Here is a 17050-nt window from a genome sequence, read left to right as displayed (position 1 = left end):
ATGGTCATGCGCAAGCGTCTCGGCATGATCACGCCATCGTCCAACTCGGTGCTCGAGCCCGTCACCAGCGCCATGCTGCGTGGCGTGGCCGATGTCACCGCGCATTTCTCACGCTTCCGCGTCACCGAGATTGCGCTGGACGCCGCCGCGCTGAGCCAGTTCGACGCCTCGGTGATGCTGCCGGCGGCGGACCTGCTGGCGGATGCGAAAGTCGACGCGATCGCCTGGAACGGCACGTCCGCAAGCTGGCTCGGCATCGGCCGCGACAGGAACCTTTGTGAGGCGATCACGGCGCGCACAGGCGTGCCCGCGACGACGTCGACGCTCGCCTGCATCGATGCCGCCCGGACGCTCGGTGCCAAACGCGTCGGCCTGGTCTCGCCCTATACGGACGACGTGCAGCGGCGGATCGCAGAGGTGTGGGCCGAGGAGGGGATCGCCCCGCGTGCCGAGCGGCATCTTGGACTGCGCGACAATTTTTCCTTCGGCGAGGTCGCGCCGGCGACGATTGCGGGTATGATACGCGCGGTGGCGGCGGAAGGATCCGATGCGATCGTCATCCTCTGCACCAATCTCGACGGGGCCGCGCTGGCCGCCTCGCTGGAGCGGGAACTGAATATCGCCGTGCTCGATTCGGTCGCGGTCACGCTGTGGCGGACCCTGAGCCTTGCCGGCGGCGACATTGCGGCTCTTGCGGAATGGGGCCGGATATTCCAGACAATGCCAGCCATCAAGTGACGGAGACATCAGTGACGCAGCTCGATCTCGCCATTCGCGGCGGCACCATCGTGACGGCCAGCGACGAGTTTCGTGCGGATATCGGCATCCGTGACGGCCGCATCGTCAGCATTGCCGATCATCTCGAGGGTGCGGCGCGCGAGATCGACGCGACGGGCCTGCTGGCACTGCCGGGCGGCATCGACAGCCACGTGCACATCTCGCAAGCTTCCGGCCCCGACGTGGTGATGGCCGACGACTTCGCCTCGGCGACGCGCGCGGCGGCCGCCGGCGGCAACACCATGGTGCTGCCCTTCGCGCTTCAGGAGAAGGGCACCTCGCTGCGGACCTGCGTCGAGAACTACCGCAAGCTCGCCGAGGGCGAGTGCTACATCGACACGGCGTTCCACCTCATCATCTCCGATCCGACCGCGGTCGTGCTCGGTCAGGAGCTGCCGGCCCTGGTCAAGGACGGCTACACCTCGTTCAAGGTGTTCATGACCTATGACGACCTCGTGCTCAGCGACAAGCAGTTGCTCGAGGTCTTCGACGTCGCGCGCCGCGAGGAGGCGCTGGTCATGGTCCATTGCGAGGGCTACGACGCCATCCGCTTCCTGACCACCAAGCTGGAGCGCGAGGGCCATATCGCGCCCTATTATCACAGCGTCTCGCGGCCGCAGGCGGTCGAGCGCGAGGCGACGCATCGCGCCATCAGCCATGCCGAAATCGTCGGCGTCCCCATCATGATCGTCCATGTCTCCGGCCGCGAGGCGATGGAGCAGGTGCGTTGGGCTCAGCAGCGCGGATTGCCGGTTCATGCGGAGACCTGTCCGCAATACATCACGCTGACGGCCGACGACATGAAGGGCCTGAACATGGACATTACTGGCGCGAAATACGTCTGTTCGCCGCCGCCGCGCGATGCCGAAAGCCAGCAGGCGATCTGGGAGGGCATTACATCAGGCGTGTTCCAGACCTTCTCGTCCGACCACTGCCCGTTCCGCTACGACGACCCGAAGGGCAAGCTGACACCGAATTCGCGCACCTCGTTCCGCTGGGTGCCAAACGGCATCCCCGGTGTCGAGACGCGACTGCCGATCCTGTTCTCCGAGGGCGTGTCGAAGGGAAGGATCAGCCTACAAAAATTCGTCGAGCTGACCGCGACCAACCATGCGCGCATCTACGGCCTCTATCCGCGCAAGGGCTCGATCGGTGTCGGCTTCGATGCCGATATCGTGCTGTGGGACCCCAAATTGAAAAAGCCGATCCAGCAGGCCGATCTGCATCACGGCGCAGACTACACGCCGTGGGAGGGCTTTGACGTCACCGGCTGGCCGGTCACCACGGTTGCCCGGGGCCGCGTGGTGTACGAGCACGGCAGGATCGTCGGCGACAAGGGCGCGGGCCAGGTGCTGAGCCGCGGCAAGTCCAGCCTGGTGTGATCCTCACGCGATGTGAGGATCACATCGGGTCGGCGATCTCCGCCGTCAGTTCGTCGGTCCGTCGCCGCGGATGGCGAATGTCGTGGTTTTCAGCTTGGTCATGCCGAACTTGTCGAACAGCTTGTCATAGGTGCCGTCAGCGCGGATCGCGGTGAGCGCATCGGCAACGGCCTGGGCCAGCAGCTTGTCGCGGAAGGCGAAGGTGATGTCGGTGCCGGCGATGTCGCGGACCCAGATCTTTGCGATGCCCTTCTGTTCGAGCGAGTTGGCGGTCTCGTTGATGTTGAGCGCGGCCTCGAGCTGACCGGCACGCAGCGCCGCTGAGGTGGCGGTGACAGTGGTGAAGGTGCGCAGCTCGATCGGCTTCAGGCCCTTGGCCTCCATCGCGGTGCTGAACTCGCGCGCCTTGCGCTCGGTGTAGGTCGCCGATTCCACGCCCACGACGCGGCCGGCGAGATCCTCGAACTTCTCCAGCTTCAGGCTGGAGGAGGGATCGGTGTAGATGCTGATCGCCTGCTGCGCGTAGGGCACGAGGTAGAGCATCTTCGAGCGCTCCTCGGTCCAGAACAGACCGGTGTTGATGGCATCGAAGCGGCCCGAACGCAGCGCCGGGATCATCGGCGGGAAGTCCATGCGCAGAAACACCGGCTCGACGCAGATGCGCTTGGCGATCTCGCGGGCGAGCTCGACATTGAGGCCCTGCAACTCTCCCTTGTCGTCGACGAATTGCTGCGGCGGCAGCGTCGGGTTGATCGACATCTGCCACTTCGGCGCTTCGATCAGGCTCGAGGCCGGGACCTTCGGCGTGCAGGTCTGAGCGCCGGCGGCCTGGGACAGGCCGATCAGCAGGGCGAAGGCGGAGAAGATCTTGGGAAATCGCATCTGAATACTCCGATCAAATCGTGGGTGGCAGAGGAGCCGTTCTCCGGTCCGACGTCTTCTTCATTGTCTCGTCAAATGGCCGCCGTCGCGTCGCGATCGGCCTGCCGGGTCAGGATCAGCGAGGTGTGGCGGGCGGCGGTCACCACCTCATCGCGCTGGTTGAGAAGGTCGAGCGTCTCGATGACGATGCCGCGCGCGGGATTTTTGGTCGGCCGCTTCTCGACGAAACGGAAACGCACGCGCAAGCTATCGCCGGCGACGATAGGACCTTTGAATTTGACTTCGTCCCAGCCGAGCGAGGCGACCGAGGTCTCCTCGTACAGCTTCAACTCCGACTTCAGTCCTTCCATCAGCGACAGGCCGAACAGTCCATGGCCGATCACCGCGGGAAAACCGCGCGACTTCGCATAGCCTGCATCGATGTGGAGCGGATGATGGTCGCGCGTGACGTCGGCGAAGACTGCGATATCGGCCTCCGTCACGGTGTGCGCGGCGGTCTCGAACTCCGTGCCGAGCGCGATGTCCTCGTAACGGAGATTGATCGGGGCGCTGGTGTCCATGCCCAATCCTCAGGCGACCTTGCGCGGCCGCGCCGGCAAGGCCTTGAAGCTCTGCGCGATGCCCATGGGCCCGGAGCGGAAGATGCGCGGATCCATGTCCTTCAGTTGCGGGCTGATGCGCGGCCGAAAGCCCATATGGGCGAGGATGTCCTCCTCCAGGCGAGCGCCCGGCGCGATCTCGGTCAAGGTCACGCTGCCGTTCTCCAGTTCGAACACGGCGCGCTCGGTGACATAGCTGACGTGCTGGCCGCGCTGCGCGGCAAGCGACGCACTGAAGCTGATCTGGCCAACCTGCGGCACAAACTTGCGGAAGGCGCCGTCGCGCCGGATCGCAAGGCGCCCGTTCTCGACGCCGATATCGAACTTGCCACCGGTCATGGTGCCGCTGAAGATCAATCGCTTGGCGTTCTGCGTGATGTCGATGAAGCCGCCGGAGCCGTCGCGGCGATCGCCGAAGCGGGTGACGTTGACGTTGCCGGCCTCGTCCACCTCCGCGAAGGAGAGGAAGGCGCAAGACAGCCCGCCGCCGTCGTAGAAGTCGAACTGATAGGCCTGGTCGAGGATGACGCGCGGATTGATCGCGGTGCCGAATTCGCGCGCATGGCCCGGCACGCCGCCGACCACGCCGGATTCGACCGTCAGCGTGATCAGGTCGGAGATGCCTTCCTCGGCCGCGACGTTCGGGATCATCGCGGAGATGCCGACGCCGAGAACGTCGCGCGGGCGCAGCTCGAAGGCGGCGCGGCGGGCGATCACCCGGCGCTCGGTCAGCGGATCGGGCGTGATCATCGCCTCGGGCACACGCGTTTCACCGCAGCGCGCCGGATCGTAGGCGGTGCCGTAGGTCTGCATCTGATCGGGCTCGAGCACGATATGGTCGATCAGGAAGCCGGGGATCTTGACCATCTGCGGATGGATCGAGCCGCGCTTTACGATCCGCTTGACCTGGCAGATCACGGTGCCGCCCGCATTGTGCACGGCCTGCGCGATCGAAAGATCCTCGCGCGTCGTACCCTCGTGCTCCATGCTGACATAGCCGTCTTCGTCGGCGGAGGTGCCGCGGATAATGGCGACTTCGGGCGGGGCGGGGACGCGGTAGAGCAGCCACGACTGGCCGTGCAGCTCGAGCAGGTCGACCAGCGGCGCGGTGGTGCGCTTGTTCATGCGGCCGCCGTCCTGGCGCGGGTCCATATAGGTGTTGAGACCGACATGGGTGAGCACGCCAGGATGTTTCGCCGCCATGGCACGGCAGAGCTGGCTCATCACCCCTTGCGGGAAATTGTAGGCGTCGATCAGCTCGTCGCGGACGAGGCGCATGAACGGCACTTGCAAGCCGAAATTGCCGCCGATCACGCGCGCGATCAGGCCCTCATGGGCGAGATGGCAGAGGCCTTTCTCGGTCACGGCGCCGACGCCGGTGATGTTGATCAGCGTCAGATTGTGCGGGCCCTGGCCGCCGAGGAAACGCCGCTCCAGCGCGTCGAGAATGGCTTCGGCCGCGCCCGTGCCGCCATTGCCGCCGACGATCAGCGTATCGGCGTCGCGGATGAGGCCTGCGGCCTCTGCCGCCGTGATGATGCTCAGCATGATTGCACGCCCCGCATCACGCAGCCTCCTTCTCGACCTGGCGGGCGATGATGAGCCGCTGGATCTGGTTGGTGCCCTCGTAGATCTGGGCCAGGCGGACGTCGCGGAAGATCCGCTCGATGCGGTATTCGCGCGAATAGCCGTTGCCGCCGTGGATCTGCAGCGCGTTGGAGACGTGCTTCATCGCCATGTCGGTCGTGAACAGTTTGGTCTGCGCCGCCTCCTTGGCGATCGGCTCGCCGGCATCGTGCAGGCGCGCGGCGTGGTGGATCAGAAGCCGCGCGGCGGCGATGTCGGTCGACATGTCCGCGAGCATGAACTGAACCGCCTGGAAGCCGATGATGGCCTGGCCGAACTGCTTGCGGTCGCGGGCATAGGCGGTGGCGTCCTCGAACGCGGCCTGCGCCATGCCGAGCGCCATCGAGGCCATCATCAGCCGGCTGAAGTTGAAATTGCTCATGGCCATCTTGAAGGCCTGGTTCTCCGGCCCCATCACGCTGTCCGCCGGCAACTGCACGTCGGAGAAGGTGATCTGGCAATCTTCAAGGCCGTGCATGCCGAGCAGCTCCTCGTTCTTGCCGCGGGCGATGCCGGGCAGGGCGCCGTCGACCAGCAGGCAGGAGATGGAACGGTGGCCCGCCTCGCTGCCGGTGCGCGCGAACACCATGATGCGGTCGGCGACACCGCCGAGCGTCACCCAGGCCTTGGTGCCGTTGAGCCGCCAGCCGTTGCTCTCGCGCACCGCATGGGTGCGGATGCCGGCAACGTCGGAGCCGTGGTCGGGCTCCGAGACGGCGGTCGCGGGAATAATGTCGCCGCTGAGAATTTTCGGGATCAGTGCCTTGTGCGCGTCGGTACCGTGATGGTCGAAGAACAGCACCGCCTCGACGGGGATCGCGAAGGCATTGGCGACTGCGCCGGAGCATCGCGCCAGCTCCTCCATCGCGATGCAGGCCGCGACTGCATCCAGGCCGGCGCCTCCGGCGCCTTCGCGCAGGCAGATGCCGAACAGTCCGAGATCGGCCATGCCCTTGTAGAGGGTGCGGTCGAAGCGGTCCTCGCGGTCGATCGTGGCGGCGCGCGGGAGGATCTCAGCCTCCGCGAAGCGGCGCGCTGTCTCGCGCAGGGCTTTCTGGTCTTGAGAGTAGAAGCGGTCCATGGCGTGCGGCTCCCGTCAGTCGCTGGCGAGCTTGGAATCGTGGGAGACCTCGCTGCGGTCGCGATCGAGGAAATAGACCGCGACGTCATCGCCGGGCACGCCATAGGCGCTGCATACGCCGCGGGTCAGCGCGATGGCGGCGGCGCGGCGCTCGGCCTCGCTGCGGCGGAACGCGTGCACCTTGAGCATATGCGCTGGCCGGTGGCCTGCGCGCCGAACGTGCCGGCATGGGCGTAGTCATCGGGCGCAATGTTCAGGAAATAGAGCGTGACCGTATCAGCGGTGACGCCGAACGCCGACATCAGGCCGTCGGTCACGGACCTCGCCAGCGCGGCCTTGCGCTGGTTTGGGGCTTGCGGGGCGAGCACTTCGACATAGGGCATCGATCAGACCTTCGCGGATTTGGCCGCAGATGATTTGGATGAAGATGATTTGGACTTCGCGGATCTCGCAGGGGGCGGGGCATCGAACTGGCGGCAGGAGTCGCGCTTGATCAGCCGGGCGCCGACGCGATATTCGCGAACGCCGTCATTGCCGTTGCCCTTCGCATCCATGCGTTGCAGCAACCGGTCGACGGCGAGATTGGCGAGATCGCGCGCGCCGTTATCGACGATGCTGATCGCGGGGCGATGCCATTCGAACCACGGCATGTCCTCGTAGCAGAGCAGCGAGAGGTCGTCGGGGATCGCGATGTTCCGCTCCGCCGTCACGCGCAGCACGCCGAGCGTTGCCTCGTGGTTGGCCACGAAGATCGCGCTCGGCGGGCGCGGGAGGTCCAGCAGCTTGCGGCAGCCCGTCGCACCGGTCTCGGGGACGAAATGGCCGGCGTGAATCAATGTGTCGTCCTTGGCGATGCCGGCCTCGCGCAGCGCGCGGACATAGCCGGACAGTCGCTCGCGGCCGGACGTCGTATCCTGGCGGCCGACGATCAACCCGATGCGCTTGTGGCCGAGCTCGATCAGGTGGCGCGTGCCGAGATAGGCGCCCTGCGGATCGTCGGCGAGCACGGTCTCGAGATCGGTTGCGTCGTCGCGCCGCACCAGGCAGACGATCGGAACATCCTTCGCCAACGCCTTGAGCTGCGGGCCGTTCTTGCCGGTGGGAACGACGATCAGTCCGTCGATGCGGTGGTCGACCAGCGTCGTGAGGGTGTCGCTCTCCTGCTGCGGATCGTCGCCGCCGATGCACAGAAGCATCTGATAACCCAGCGCCTTCAGGCGCGCCTGCACCACTTCGGCCATCACCTGGAACGAGGCGTTGGTGAGGTTGTGCACGAGCAGCGCGACGAGCCGCGATTGTCCGGTCTTGAGGCCCCGCGCGATGGGGTTCGGCCGATAGCCGAGCTCGCGCGCGATACGCGTCAGGCGCTGCTGCGTGCGCTCGCTGGTCAAGCCGGTTCCCGTCAGTGCGCGCGAGGCGGTACTGACCGAAACGCGGGCCGCCTGTGCCACATCTTTGAGCGTGACGGTCATCAAACCTGCCGATAGACTGCAATCGATTGCAGAAACGCTATGAGCTTATTCCACGCGGATCAAGCTCAAAAAATGGATGGTGTTGCCCAATGCAGAGCCATTTATGCAAACGATTGCATAACGCGTGCGGATATTCCGCAGGCAGCACCCATCGCCTGAATTCACCCGAGCACCCGGCAGTTCCCTGATGAAGACGTTCCGCGGCACCTACACCGTCATGATCACCCCGTTCACGGCAGCGGGCGAGGTCGATGTTGCAGCCTTGCGCGCCTTCGTCGACTGGCAGATCGCGGAAGGCATTCATGGGCTAATCCCGCTCGGCTCGACCGGCGAATTCCTGTCTCTCGACGACGACGAGAAGGCGCTGGTGGCGGAGGTCGTCATCGGCCAGGCCGCGGGGCGCGTGCCCGTGCTGATCGGCACCGGTGCGGAGGATACGCGCGAGGTGGTTCGCCTCAGCCGCCGTGCCGAAAAGCTGGGCGCCGACGGCGTCATGATCATTCCGCCGTTCTATTCGACGCCGACCGACGATGAGCTCGTCCATCACTACAAGACGGTGGCCGACGCGATCGCGCTGCCGATCATGGTCTACAACAATCCGGCGACTGCCAATGTCGATCTCAAGCCACAGCTCGTGGCGCGCATCGCCGAGATCGACAACTGTCTCTATATCAAGGAGTCGACGCTGGAGGTGACGCGGGTGCGCGACATCATCCGGCTCTGCGGCGACAGGATGACCGTGTTCGGCGGCATCCTCGGCTTCGAATCCTTCGTCGAGGGCGCGCAAGGCTGGGTCGCGGTGGCCTCCAATGTGGTGCCGTCCGAGATGGCGCGCATCTTCAGCCTCGTCGCAGACGAGGGCGCCATCAAGGAGGCGCGCGAGCTCTACCTGAAATATCTGCCGGTGATCGAGTTCGTCGGCGGCCAGGCCTATGTCGCCGGCAGCAAGGCGCTGCTCGGCCATATGGGCCTTGCGGTCGGCGGCCCGCGCCCGCCGCGACTGCCGCTGCCGGCCGCACAGGACGCGGCCGCGCTGGCGCTGGTCAAGTCGTTCGGTCTCGCGTGGCGCGGCGCATCCACTGCAGCCGCTTAAACCTGGTGTGATCGATGAACCTGCTCGACGGCGTCAAAATCCTCAGCTTCAATCATTACCTCGCTGGCCCGCTGGCCGCGCAGACGCTCGCCGATCTCGGCGCCGACGTCATCGCGGTCGAGCCGATCGAGGGCGCGTTTCAGCGCAACTGGGCGGTGGCCAATCATTTCGTCGCGGGTGATAGCGTCAATCACCTGGCGACCGGGCGCAACAAGCGCAGTCTCGCCGTCGATCTCAAGCATCCCGACGGCATCGCCGCGGTGAAGAAGCTGGTCGCGACCGCCGATGTCGTGATGGAAAACTTCCGGCCGGGCACCATGGCCAAGCTCGGCCTCGGCTACGACACGCTCAAGGCGATCAACCCCGGCCTGATATATGCGGTGGCGACCGGGTTCGGATCGGAAGGGCCCTACAAGGATCGTCCCGGCCAGGATCTGCTGCTCCAGGCGATGTCGGGCCTTGCGATGCGGACGGGGCGGGCGGACGGCGAGCCGACCGCTGTCGGCGCGGTGATCGTCGATCAGCATGCGGCCTCGCTCTATGCCATGAGCATTCTCGCGGCACTGTTTGCCAGGACCAAGACGGGGAAGGGGCAGCTCGTCGAGGTCAACCTCTATCAGGCCGCCCTCGATCTCCAGGTCGAGCCGCTGACCGCCTGGCTCAATGGCGCGCCGTCGCCGACGCCACGCGGTCCGGCCGGAATTGCCGCCTGGTTCAGCCCCGGGCCTTACGGCATTCATGCGACGGCCGACGGCCATCTCGCGATCTCGATGGCGGCGCCCAAGGCGCTCGCGGCAGGGCTCGACTGCGAAGAGTTGAAGCGGTTCGGCGAGGCCGACAGTTTTTCGAAGCGCGAGGAGATCACGCGGATCGTCGCGACGCGTCTGAAACAGAAGTCGACGGCCGATTGGCTGCCCTCGCTCGAGGCGGCGCGGATCTGGCACGCGCCGGTCCAGGATTATCGCGACCTCGAGGCCGATCCCCAGCTCAAGCATCTCGGCGTGTTCAAGAGCGCCGAGAGTGCCGGCGGCGCGCAAATTCGGATGGTGGCGCATCCCGCTCGCTATGACGGCCGGTCGCCGGAGGTGCGGCTGGTGCCGCAGCGGCTAGGTGCGCAGACGCGCGAGGTGCTCGGCGAGATCGGCTACGGCGCTGCCGACATTGACGCGATGATCGCCGGCAAGGCGGTGGGAGTGGCGCGATGATCGACTTTTCAATCCCTGAGGATACGCGCCTGCTGGTCGATACCGTCCGCCGCTTCGTCGAGACGGAGGTGCAGCCGCTCGAAGACGTCGTGGAGCAGACGGCCAAGGTGCCGCCCGATGCGCTGGCGGTGACCAAGGCCAAGGCCCAGAAGCTCGGCCTGTATGCGATGAACATGCCGGCCGATGTCGGTGGTGGCGGGCTGTCCTGCGTCGAGCATTGTCTCGTCGAGGAGGAGTTCGGCAAGACCTCCGATGCGTTGATCCGCCGCGTGTTCGGCCAGGTCTATCTGATGCTGATGGCCTGCAAGGGCGATCAGGTCGAGCGTTATCTGCTGCCGACGGTGAAGGGCGACAAGATCTGCGCCATGGCGATCACCGAGCCGGGCGCCGGCTCCGACGCCGCCTCGATCAGCACGACCGCTCATCTCGACGGCGACCAGTGGGTGCTCAACGGCACCAAGCATTTCATCAGTGACGGCGACATCGCCGATTACGTGATCCTGATGGCGCTGACCGACAAGGAAAAGCGCGCGCGGGGCGGCATCACGCTGTTTCTGGTCGATCGTACCACACCCGGCTTCAAGGTCGCACGCACGCAGCCGATGATGGGCCACCGCGGCTATGGCCACGCTGAGCTGGCCTTCGAGGACTGCCGCATTCCGAAAGCGGCCGTGCTGGGCGAGGTTGGCGGCGGGTTCAAGCTGATCATGCAGAGCGTGCTCCAGATCCGTCTCGCCCATATCGGGGCGCGTGCCGTCGGCATGGCGCAGCGTGCGCTCGAGATGATGCGCAAGCATGCCGGCGAGCGGCGTCAGTTCGGCCAGCTCATCGGTGACTTCCAGATGGTGCAGAAACTCATCGCCGATTCCGCCACTGAGATCTTCGGCGTCAAGATGATGGTGATGAACGCCGCCTGGGACATCGATCAGGGCAAGGATGCGCGGGACAAGGTCTCGATGATCAAGGTCGCGGCCTCCGAGATGCAGGGCCGCGTCGTGGACCGCGCCATCCAGGTGTTCGGCGGCATGGGCTTCAGCAAGGACCTGCCGCTGGAGCGCATGTATCGCGACGCGCGCGTCACCCGCATCTATGACGGCACCTCCGAGATCCACCGCATGCTGGTGGCGCGCAGCACCATCAAGAACGGCTTGCAGCTCTAGGGAAACGACCGATGTCTCACGCACCTCTCAAGCCCGGCGCCGTCTTCGCGTTCCGCAAGACCATGACGGTTGCGGAGCAGGCGATGTTCACCGGCATCAGCGGCAATCTCGGCGGTCTCTATGTCGATGCCGTCCGCGCCAGGAAGGCCGGCGCCTCCAACATGGTCGCCTTCGAGCTCGCGGTCGGCGGCCTTGCCACGACCTGCCTCAGCCAGCTCGGCGGACCGACGCGGCGGATCGGCAGCATCGCGCTGAATTTCGCCGCGCCGGTGATCGTCGGCGAGTCCGTCGAGGCCAAGGCCGAGATCGTCTCGGTTGCCGGTGATGACGCGGTCTGCCGCGTCACCTGCACGCTGTCGCCCTCCGGGGCGACCGTGGTGGACGGCACCGCGACGCTGGTTCCTTTCGCGAAGGGCTGAGCCATGTACGAGCCGAAATCCTTCGACGATCTGAAGGTGAACGACAGGGTCAGCCTCAGCAAGACCATCACCGAGGCGGATGGTGCGCTCTATATTGCTGCGACCGGCGATTTCGGTCCCGTTCATGTCGACGAGGTCTACGCGGGCGCGACGCGCTTCGGCCGCCGGCCGGCGCCGGGGATCATGGTCGCGGGCCTCTGCACCAGCATCCTCACCAGCGAGCTGGTCGGCACGATCGGCGTCTCTGTCGAGGACCGGTTCTGGTTCACCGGCCCGGTGTTCTACGGCGACACGCTCACCTTCGACGTCTGGATCGCCGAGCAGCACGACGAGACCCGCACCATCATCTGGGAGGCGAGCGCCCGCAACGAGGGCGGCCTCGAAGTGCTGAAGGCGCGCGCGAGCCTGAAATTTCCACGGCGGAAACCGTCATGAGCAAGCCGATGAAGAAACCTGACCTGCGCGGCGTCACGGTCGCGACCGTGCTGCCCTTCAAGGACGACAGCTCGATCGACTGGGACGGCTACGCCCGCGTGCTCGACTATTGCGCCTGTCCGGACGGGATCGCGGCCGTGTTCGTCAACGGACATGCCGGCGAGGGCGGGTCGCTCTCGGACGACGAGCGGCAGGCGGTGATCGAGCGGACGCGCAGGCACATCGGCGGCAAGCCGCTGCTTTCAGGCATTATCGCGCATTCCACCGCGGAAGCGATCCATCAGGCGCAGCTCGCGGAAGCTGCCGGCGCCGATTGCGCCGTGTTGTTCCCGCCGGCGCCGCTTGGTGGCGGTGCATCGGCGACCTCGCGCGCACCGGTGGCTTTCGTGCAGGCGGTCAGTTCCGCCATCGGCATTCCAGTGTCGATCTTCCAATATCCACTGGCGTCCGGATTTGGCTACTCACCGGAGACGCTGGCGAAGATCGCAGCGCTTGACGGCGTCATCGCCATCAAGGAGGGCAGCGACAGCATCTTCGCCTATGACGAGAATCGCCGGGCGGTGAAGCGGGCCGATCCCTCCGTTGCGATCCTGCCGTCGAACTTCAACTGGTTCCTGCCGCAGCTCGCCATCGGCGGCGACGGCATTCTCTCGGGTCTCGTCAGCCTCGCGCCGGATCTGTTCGTCGCGCTTTGGCAGGCGGCGCTCGCCGACGATCTCACCGCGCTGCGCGCGGTCAACGAGCGGCTCTATCCAATCGTCCGCGCGATCTATGGCCCGGCGCCGATCATGGACATGCACACGCGCATGAAAGTCGGGCTCAAGGCGCTCGGCTTGATCGGTAACGCCGATCCGCGGCCGCCGCTGCTGCCGGTCGTTCCGGCGTTGTGCGACGCCATCGCAACGACGCTCGGTGCGGCGCGCGCGACCGGCGACATTCGTCTGGCGTGAGGGACGAACCCATGGCCGACGAAGCCTTCATTCACATCGTGCGGGTCGACATCGATCCCGAGCACGAGGCCGCGTTCAACGCCTGGTACGAGCAGAGGCATTTCCCTGATTTGCTCGCCTGTCCCGGCTGGCTGTCCGCAAAGCGCTTCGTCTCGATCGGCGACGGACCGAAATACGCGGCCATGTACGAAGTCGCGGGACGATGGGCGTTCGAAACGCCGGAGTTCCTGAAGGTAAAGGGCTTCGGTCCGTTCGAGCCCCTGGTGAAGAACTTCATGCGAATCCAGCTCAAGCCGATGTCGGGATCGGCTTGAGGGGGCGAAGACGATGCTGCCTGTCGTGTCGTGAGATCCGGCCGGCCGCATCCAACAAACATTGAGGGGAATCCCGGGCGAGGGACTGCATCGGTCATTGGCGTCTTACTGGAGGTATCACATGCTCTCGACACTGCTTCGCCTGAGTGCGGCCGCCGCACTCGCTCTTGCATCCACGGCTGCGCATGCGGCCTGTACGCCTGGGATCACCGACGACAATCTGATTGCGCCCGGGAAGTTGCAGCTCTCGATCAATCCGACAAACCCGCCGCAGCAATTCGTCGACAAGGACGGCCAGTTGCAGGGCCTCAACGTGGAACTCGCCGCCGAGCTCGGCAAGCGGTTGTGTCTTCCGGTCGAACTCGTCCGGATGGATTTTCCGGCGATGATACCGGCCATGGCCGCGGGCCGCATCGACGGCATCGACACCGGCATGTTCTGGACCGAGGAACGTTCGAAGCTGATGTACATGGTGCCGTACGCCATTCAGGCGATTTCGGTCGTGGTTGCGCCCGACAGCGGCACAAAAATTGCTACCGAAAATGATCTGATCGGAAAAACATCCGCCGTCGAGGTCAGCACCTACCAGATGAATTGGCTCAAGAAGCTCAGCGATGCGAGCGTGGCGAAGGGCGGCGCAGCCGTCGAGATGCGGACCTTCCCCACCGCCACCAACGTCGTCAGCGCGCTGCTGGCCGGCCAGGTGGACAACGCGTTGCTTGTCGACAGCGTGGCGCGTGATCTCACCGGCCGCGGTCGCGTGAAGGAAGTATTGAGCGGGCTCGGCACGGCGCGCACTACGCTCGGTTTCCGCAATAAGACGGTGGTCGACGCCGTCGTCAAGGCGCTGAACGCCATGCGCGCCGACGGCAGCTACCAGGCGCTGTTCGACAAGTTCGGCCTGACCAGCATGCCGGCCGATCAGCCGCTTGCGATCGCCGGCCCGGGTCCGGCCTGATACCTACGGAGACGAGCCGATGAGCCATTTCAGTCCGACGGCCGCCGTCAACTACTTCTTCAACTACTTCCTGATGAAGGGGGTGCTCGTCACCATCGGCCTGACGGTGGCGGCGGTCATCGGCGGATTGATCCTCGGCATGGGCATCGCGTTGATGCGCATGTCGTCCAACCCGGTGCTGTCGGGCGCGTCGCGCTTCTACATCTGGTTCTTCCGCGGCACGCCGCTGCTGATCCAGCTCGTGGTGATCTACAGCGGCTTGCCGCAACTCGGGATCAAGTTCTCCGTGATCACCTGCGCGCTGGTCGGCCTGATCCTCAACGAGGCGGCCTACCTCGCCGAGATCGTGCGCAGCGGCTTCATGGCCGTTTCGGCGGGACAGCGCGAAGCCGCCTGGGCGCTCAGCCTGTCGCCCTGGGTGACGTTCCGCCGGGTGACCCTGCCGCAGGCGTTCCGGCTGATGATCCCGCCGCTCGGCAACTCCATCAACTCGCTCTTGAAGGCGACCTCGCTCGCCTCGGTGATCTCGGTCGAGGAGCTCATGCGCCGCAGCGACATGCTGATGCAGGAGCATTTCCAGATCCTCGAAGTCTATGCGGCGGCCACGGCCTATTACCTGATCCTCACCTCGGTCTGGGATGCGATTCAACGCCGGCTGGAGAAGCACTTTGGTCGGTCCAGCGCTGCGAAGTCGAGGCGGGTTGCGGCGAGGGCGCCGGTTGCGCGGGCGAGCGTGGAGGCCCGGGCATGAGCGAGATATCGATGAATGCGGCTAGCGGCGTCGAAGGTGCAACGCAGCTCCGCGATGTGCCTGCGGTTCGCATGGAGGCCGTCTACAAGCACTATGGCGACTTCACCGCGCTGGATCAGATCGATCTCAGGGTCGACAAGGGCGAGAAGATCGTGGTCTGCGGTCCCTCCGGCTCGGGCAAGTCGACGCTGATCCGCTGCATCAATCACATCGAGAAGCACGACGAGGGCCTGATCTACGTCAACGGCGTCGAGCTCGATCGCCAGCGCAAGAACATCGACGCGGTCAGGCGCGACACCGGCATGGTGTTCCAGAGTTTTAATCTGTTTCCGCACATGACCGTGCTGGAGAACTGCATCCTGGCCCCGATGACCGTGAACAGCATGAGCGAGGCAGAAGCCAAGGACCTCGCCATGCATTTCCTGACAAAAGTCCGGATTCCGGACCAGGCCGAAAAATTTCCCGGGCAGCTCTCGGGCGGCCAGCAGCAGCGCGTCGCGATCGCACGCGCGCTGTGCATGCGGCCGAAGATCATGCTGTTCGACGAGCCGACCTCCGCGCTGGACCCCGAGATGGTCAAGGAGGTGCTGGAGACCATGAAGAAGCTGGCGGAGGAGGGCATGACCATGCTGTGCGTGACGCACGAGATGGGCTTCGCCCGCGAGGTCGCCGACCGCATCGTGTTCATGAACGAGGGCAAGGTTGTGGAGCAGGCCGTACCGGAGGAGTTCTTCCAGCATCCGAAGTCCGAACGGGCGCGGACGTTCCTCGACCAGATCATTCACTAGCGGGCGCGGCGGCGGTGTCCGGCGAGATGACGCAAACATTCAGCGATCGCCTTCGCGGCATTCATGCCGCCACGATCGTGCCGATGACGCCCGATTTCGAGATCGATGAGACAAGACTGGCGGATCATGTGGCCTCGGTCGCGTCCACGCCGGGCATCAATGGCCTCCTGGTCAACGGCCATGCCGGTGAGAATTTTGTGCTGTCGCTCGCCGAAAAACAGCGCGTGGTGGAGCTGGCGCGCGAGTACGCTCCGAAAGACTGCCTGATCGTCTCTGGCGTCAATCACGAATCGAGCCTGGAGGCCGCGCGCGAGGCGGCTGTGCTGGAGCGGGCGGGCGCGGACGGGCTTCTGGTGTTTCCTCCCAACAGCTGGGCGCTCGCACACGCCGATGATTGTGTCATCGCACATCACCGCCATATCCGCGATGCCACCACCGTGCCGCTGATGCTCTACGCCGCGCCGGTCGGTGCGGGTGCCATGGCTTATGCATCGTCGCTGCTGGAGCAACTGGTTGCCGACCCTCGCTTCGTTGCGATCAAGGAGGGCAGCTGGGAGGTCGCGACTTACGAACAGAATCTGCGACTGATCCGCAAGCTGCGGGCGGAGTTCGTCGTGCTCGGCTCGGGAGATGAGCACCTGCTGACGAGCTATCTCGTTGGCTCGGCCGGCAGCCAGGTCAGCCTTGCCTGCGTCGTGCCGGAGCTTGTCGTCAGCCTCTGGAATGCGGCTGAAGCCGGTGATTGGGAGCAGGCGCGGGCCGCGCACGAGAAGCTCTATCCGCTTGCGGTCGCGATCTATCGCGATGCGCCGGGAGGACGCGCGACGGTGCGGCTCAAGGCCTGCCTGAAATTGCTTGGGCGTCTTTCATGCGACGCGGCGCGACCGCCGCAGCCACCGGCAACTTCAAATGAGTTGCGGGCACTCGAGCAAGCGCTGCGGATCGCCGGCGCGCGCTGAAGCCTGATGGCTTTTGGTTGACTCGATCTCGCGGCGGGATCGGTCACCTCTCCCGCTTGCGGGAGAGGTCGGCGCACTTGCGCCGGGTGAGGGTTCTATCCTCTTGGGGAATCCCACCGCGGAGACACCCTCTCCCCAACCCTCTCCCGCAAGCGGGAGAGGGAGCGTACCTGCCTCGCGGCTCGCAGTCAGACCTAAC

General features: G+C 65.4%; 19 protein-coding genes. 13 read left to right on the top strand and 6 right to left on the bottom strand.

Annotation, left to right across the window (positions count from 1 at the left end; genetic code table 11):
- Positions 1–738 (top strand): aspartate/glutamate racemase family protein, encoded by a 738-nt coding sequence (locus ACFLEY_RS29920; protein ID WP_060911304.1) that lies wholly within the window; start codon positions 1–3, stop codon positions 736–738.
- Complete coding sequence (gene hydA, locus ACFLEY_RS29915) at positions 699–2159, top strand: dihydropyrimidinase (protein WP_082756433.1); 1461 nt, start codon at positions 699–701, stop codon at positions 2157–2159. Before ACFLEY_RS29920 ends, hydA begins: the two co-directional genes overlap by 40 nt.
- Before the next feature lie 45 nt (positions 2160–2204).
- Here hydA and ACFLEY_RS29910 read toward each other — a convergent pair whose 3' ends face one another.
- From ACFLEY_RS29910 to ACFLEY_RS29885, 6 genes are all read right to left on the bottom strand, one after another.
- Positions 2205–3041, bottom strand: a complete 837-nt coding sequence (locus ACFLEY_RS29910) for an ABC transporter substrate-binding protein (protein WP_060911306.1) — start codon at positions 3039–3041, stop codon at positions 2205–2207.
- Positions 3042–3112: 71 nt separating this feature from the next.
- A complete protein-coding gene (locus ACFLEY_RS29905; protein WP_060911307.1) occupies positions 3113–3601 on the bottom strand; it encodes a MaoC/PaaZ C-terminal domain-containing protein in 489 nt (162 codons plus the stop codon).
- 9 nt (positions 3602–3610) lie between these two features.
- The gene (locus ACFLEY_RS29900) at positions 3611–5188 is read right to left on the bottom strand and encodes an acyl CoA:acetate/3-ketoacid CoA transferase (RefSeq protein ID WP_060911308.1); all 1578 of its coding nucleotides are present in this window, start codon (positions 5186–5188) and stop codon (positions 3611–3613) included.
- Between the two features lie 16 nt (positions 5189–5204).
- Complete coding sequence (locus tag ACFLEY_RS29895) at positions 5205–6347, bottom strand: acyl-CoA dehydrogenase family protein (RefSeq protein WP_211433309.1); 1143 nt, start codon at positions 6345–6347, stop codon at positions 5205–5207.
- Between the two features lie 15 nt (positions 6348–6362).
- Positions 6363–6536 carry a hypothetical protein gene (locus ACFLEY_RS29890; RefSeq protein WP_249162687.1) on the bottom strand — a complete coding sequence of 58 codons (174 nt, stop codon included), beginning with the start codon at positions 6534–6536 and terminating at the stop codon, positions 6363–6365.
- 197 nt (positions 6537–6733) lie between these two features.
- A complete protein-coding gene (locus tag ACFLEY_RS29885) occupies positions 6734–7819 on the bottom strand; it encodes a LacI family DNA-binding transcriptional regulator (RefSeq protein ID WP_011086085.1) in 1086 nt (361 codons plus the stop codon).
- Positions 7820–8003: 184 nt separating this feature from the next.
- Here ACFLEY_RS29885 and dapA point away from each other — a divergent pair, with 184 nt between their 5' ends.
- The 11 genes from dapA to ACFLEY_RS29830 all read left to right on the top strand — a co-directional run bounded on the left by dapA (position 8004) and on the right by ACFLEY_RS29830 (position 16851).
- Positions 8004–8912, top strand: coding sequence for a 4-hydroxy-tetrahydrodipicolinate synthase (gene dapA / locus ACFLEY_RS29880; protein ID WP_060913009.1), 909 nt, complete (start codon positions 8004–8006; stop codon positions 8910–8912).
- Between the two features lie 14 nt (positions 8913–8926).
- Positions 8927–10117, top strand: a complete 1191-nt coding sequence (locus tag ACFLEY_RS29875; protein ID WP_060911310.1) for a CaiB/BaiF CoA-transferase family protein — start codon at positions 8927–8929, stop codon at positions 10115–10117.
- Positions 10114–11277, top strand: a complete 1164-nt coding sequence (locus tag ACFLEY_RS29870) for an acyl-CoA dehydrogenase family protein (RefSeq protein ID WP_060911311.1) — start codon at positions 10114–10116, stop codon at positions 11275–11277. Before ACFLEY_RS29875 ends, ACFLEY_RS29870 begins: the two co-directional genes overlap by 4 nt.
- 11 nt (positions 11278–11288) lie before the next feature.
- Positions 11289–11696 carry a MaoC/PaaZ C-terminal domain-containing protein gene (locus ACFLEY_RS29865; RefSeq protein WP_028172095.1) on the top strand — a complete coding sequence of 136 codons (408 nt, stop codon included), beginning with the start codon at positions 11289–11291 and terminating at the stop codon, positions 11694–11696.
- A 3-nt stretch (positions 11697–11699) separates the two neighbouring features.
- Positions 11700–12131 carry a MaoC/PaaZ C-terminal domain-containing protein gene (locus tag ACFLEY_RS29860; protein WP_060911312.1) on the top strand — a complete coding sequence of 144 codons (432 nt, stop codon included), beginning with the start codon at positions 11700–11702 and terminating at the stop codon, positions 12129–12131.
- The gene (locus ACFLEY_RS29855) at positions 12128–13081 is read left to right on the top strand and encodes a dihydrodipicolinate synthase family protein (protein WP_060911313.1); all 954 of its coding nucleotides are present in this window, start codon (positions 12128–12130) and stop codon (positions 13079–13081) included. The genes ACFLEY_RS29860 and ACFLEY_RS29855 overlap by 4 nt, the downstream gene beginning before the upstream one ends.
- 11 nt (positions 13082–13092) lie before the next feature.
- Positions 13093–13395 (top strand): DUF4286 family protein, encoded by a 303-nt coding sequence (locus ACFLEY_RS29850; protein ID WP_060911314.1) that lies wholly within the window; start codon positions 13093–13095, stop codon positions 13393–13395.
- A gap of 121 nt (positions 13396–13516) precedes the next feature.
- Entirely contained in the window at positions 13517–14353 is an 837-nt protein-coding gene (locus ACFLEY_RS29845) for an ABC transporter substrate-binding protein (RefSeq protein ID WP_060911315.1), read from the top strand.
- Positions 14354–14372: 19 nt separating this feature from the next.
- Positions 14373–15104, top strand: a complete 732-nt coding sequence (locus ACFLEY_RS29840) for an amino acid ABC transporter permease (protein ID WP_161535632.1) — start codon at positions 14373–14375, stop codon at positions 15102–15104.
- The gene (locus ACFLEY_RS29835; protein ID WP_082756447.1) at positions 15101–15892 is read left to right on the top strand and encodes an amino acid ABC transporter ATP-binding protein; all 792 of its coding nucleotides are present in this window, start codon (positions 15101–15103) and stop codon (positions 15890–15892) included. Before ACFLEY_RS29840 ends, ACFLEY_RS29835 begins: the two co-directional genes overlap by 4 nt.
- A gap of 14 nt (positions 15893–15906) precedes the next feature.
- Entirely contained in the window at positions 15907–16851 is a 945-nt protein-coding gene (locus ACFLEY_RS29830) for a dihydrodipicolinate synthase family protein (protein ID WP_082756451.1), read from the top strand.
- Positions 16852–17050 lie beyond the last annotated feature (199 nt).

This window comes from Bradyrhizobium sp. YCK136 (assembly GCF_044570075.1).
Taxonomy (GTDB): Bacteria; Pseudomonadota; Alphaproteobacteria; order Rhizobiales; family Xanthobacteraceae; genus Bradyrhizobium; species Bradyrhizobium diazoefficiens.
This window is presented reverse-complemented; position numbering and strand designations above follow the sequence as displayed.

Excerpts from the sequence above, each read along its gene's own strand:
- ACFLEY_RS29920 (WP_060911304.1), top strand. The coding sequence starts at position 1 with ATGGTCATGCGCAAGCGTCTCGGCATGATCACGCCATCGTCCAACTCG.
- hydA (WP_082756433.1), top strand. The coding sequence starts at position 699 with ATGGGGCCGGATATTCCAGACAATGCCAGCCATCAAGTGACGGAGACA.
- ACFLEY_RS29910 (WP_060911306.1), bottom strand. The coding sequence starts at position 3,041 with ATGCGATTTCCCAAGATCTTCTCCGCCTTCGCCCTGCTGATCGGCCTG.
- ACFLEY_RS29905 (WP_060911307.1), bottom strand. The coding sequence starts at position 3,601 with ATGGACACCAGCGCCCCGATCAATCTCCGTTACGAGGACATCGCGCTC.
- ACFLEY_RS29900 (WP_060911308.1), bottom strand. The coding sequence starts at position 5,188 with ATGCTGAGCATCATCACGGCGGCAGAGGCCGCAGGCCTCATCCGCGAC.
- ACFLEY_RS29895 (WP_211433309.1), bottom strand. The coding sequence starts at position 6,347 with ATGGACCGCTTCTACTCTCAAGACCAGAAAGCCCTGCGCGAGACAGCG.
- ACFLEY_RS29890 (WP_249162687.1), bottom strand. The coding sequence starts at position 6,536 with ATGCTCAAGGTGCACGCGTTCCGCCGCAGCGAGGCCGAGCGCCGCGCC.
- ACFLEY_RS29885 (WP_011086085.1), bottom strand. The coding sequence starts at position 7,819 with ATGACCGTCACGCTCAAAGATGTGGCACAGGCGGCCCGCGTTTCGGTC.
- ACFLEY_RS29875 (WP_060911310.1), top strand. The coding sequence starts at position 8,927 with ATGAACCTGCTCGACGGCGTCAAAATCCTCAGCTTCAATCATTACCTC.
- ACFLEY_RS29870 (WP_060911311.1), top strand. The coding sequence starts at position 10,114 with ATGATCGACTTTTCAATCCCTGAGGATACGCGCCTGCTGGTCGATACC.
- ACFLEY_RS29865 (WP_028172095.1), top strand. The coding sequence starts at position 11,289 with ATGTCTCACGCACCTCTCAAGCCCGGCGCCGTCTTCGCGTTCCGCAAG.
- ACFLEY_RS29860 (WP_060911312.1), top strand. The coding sequence starts at position 11,700 with ATGTACGAGCCGAAATCCTTCGACGATCTGAAGGTGAACGACAGGGTC.
- ACFLEY_RS29855 (WP_060911313.1), top strand. The coding sequence starts at position 12,128 with ATGAGCAAGCCGATGAAGAAACCTGACCTGCGCGGCGTCACGGTCGCG.
- ACFLEY_RS29850 (WP_060911314.1), top strand. The coding sequence starts at position 13,093 with ATGGCCGACGAAGCCTTCATTCACATCGTGCGGGTCGACATCGATCCC.
- ACFLEY_RS29845 (WP_060911315.1), top strand. The coding sequence starts at position 13,517 with ATGCTCTCGACACTGCTTCGCCTGAGTGCGGCCGCCGCACTCGCTCTT.
- ACFLEY_RS29840 (WP_161535632.1), top strand. The coding sequence starts at position 14,373 with ATGAGCCATTTCAGTCCGACGGCCGCCGTCAACTACTTCTTCAACTAC.
- ACFLEY_RS29835 (WP_082756447.1), top strand. The coding sequence starts at position 15,101 with ATGAGCGAGATATCGATGAATGCGGCTAGCGGCGTCGAAGGTGCAACG.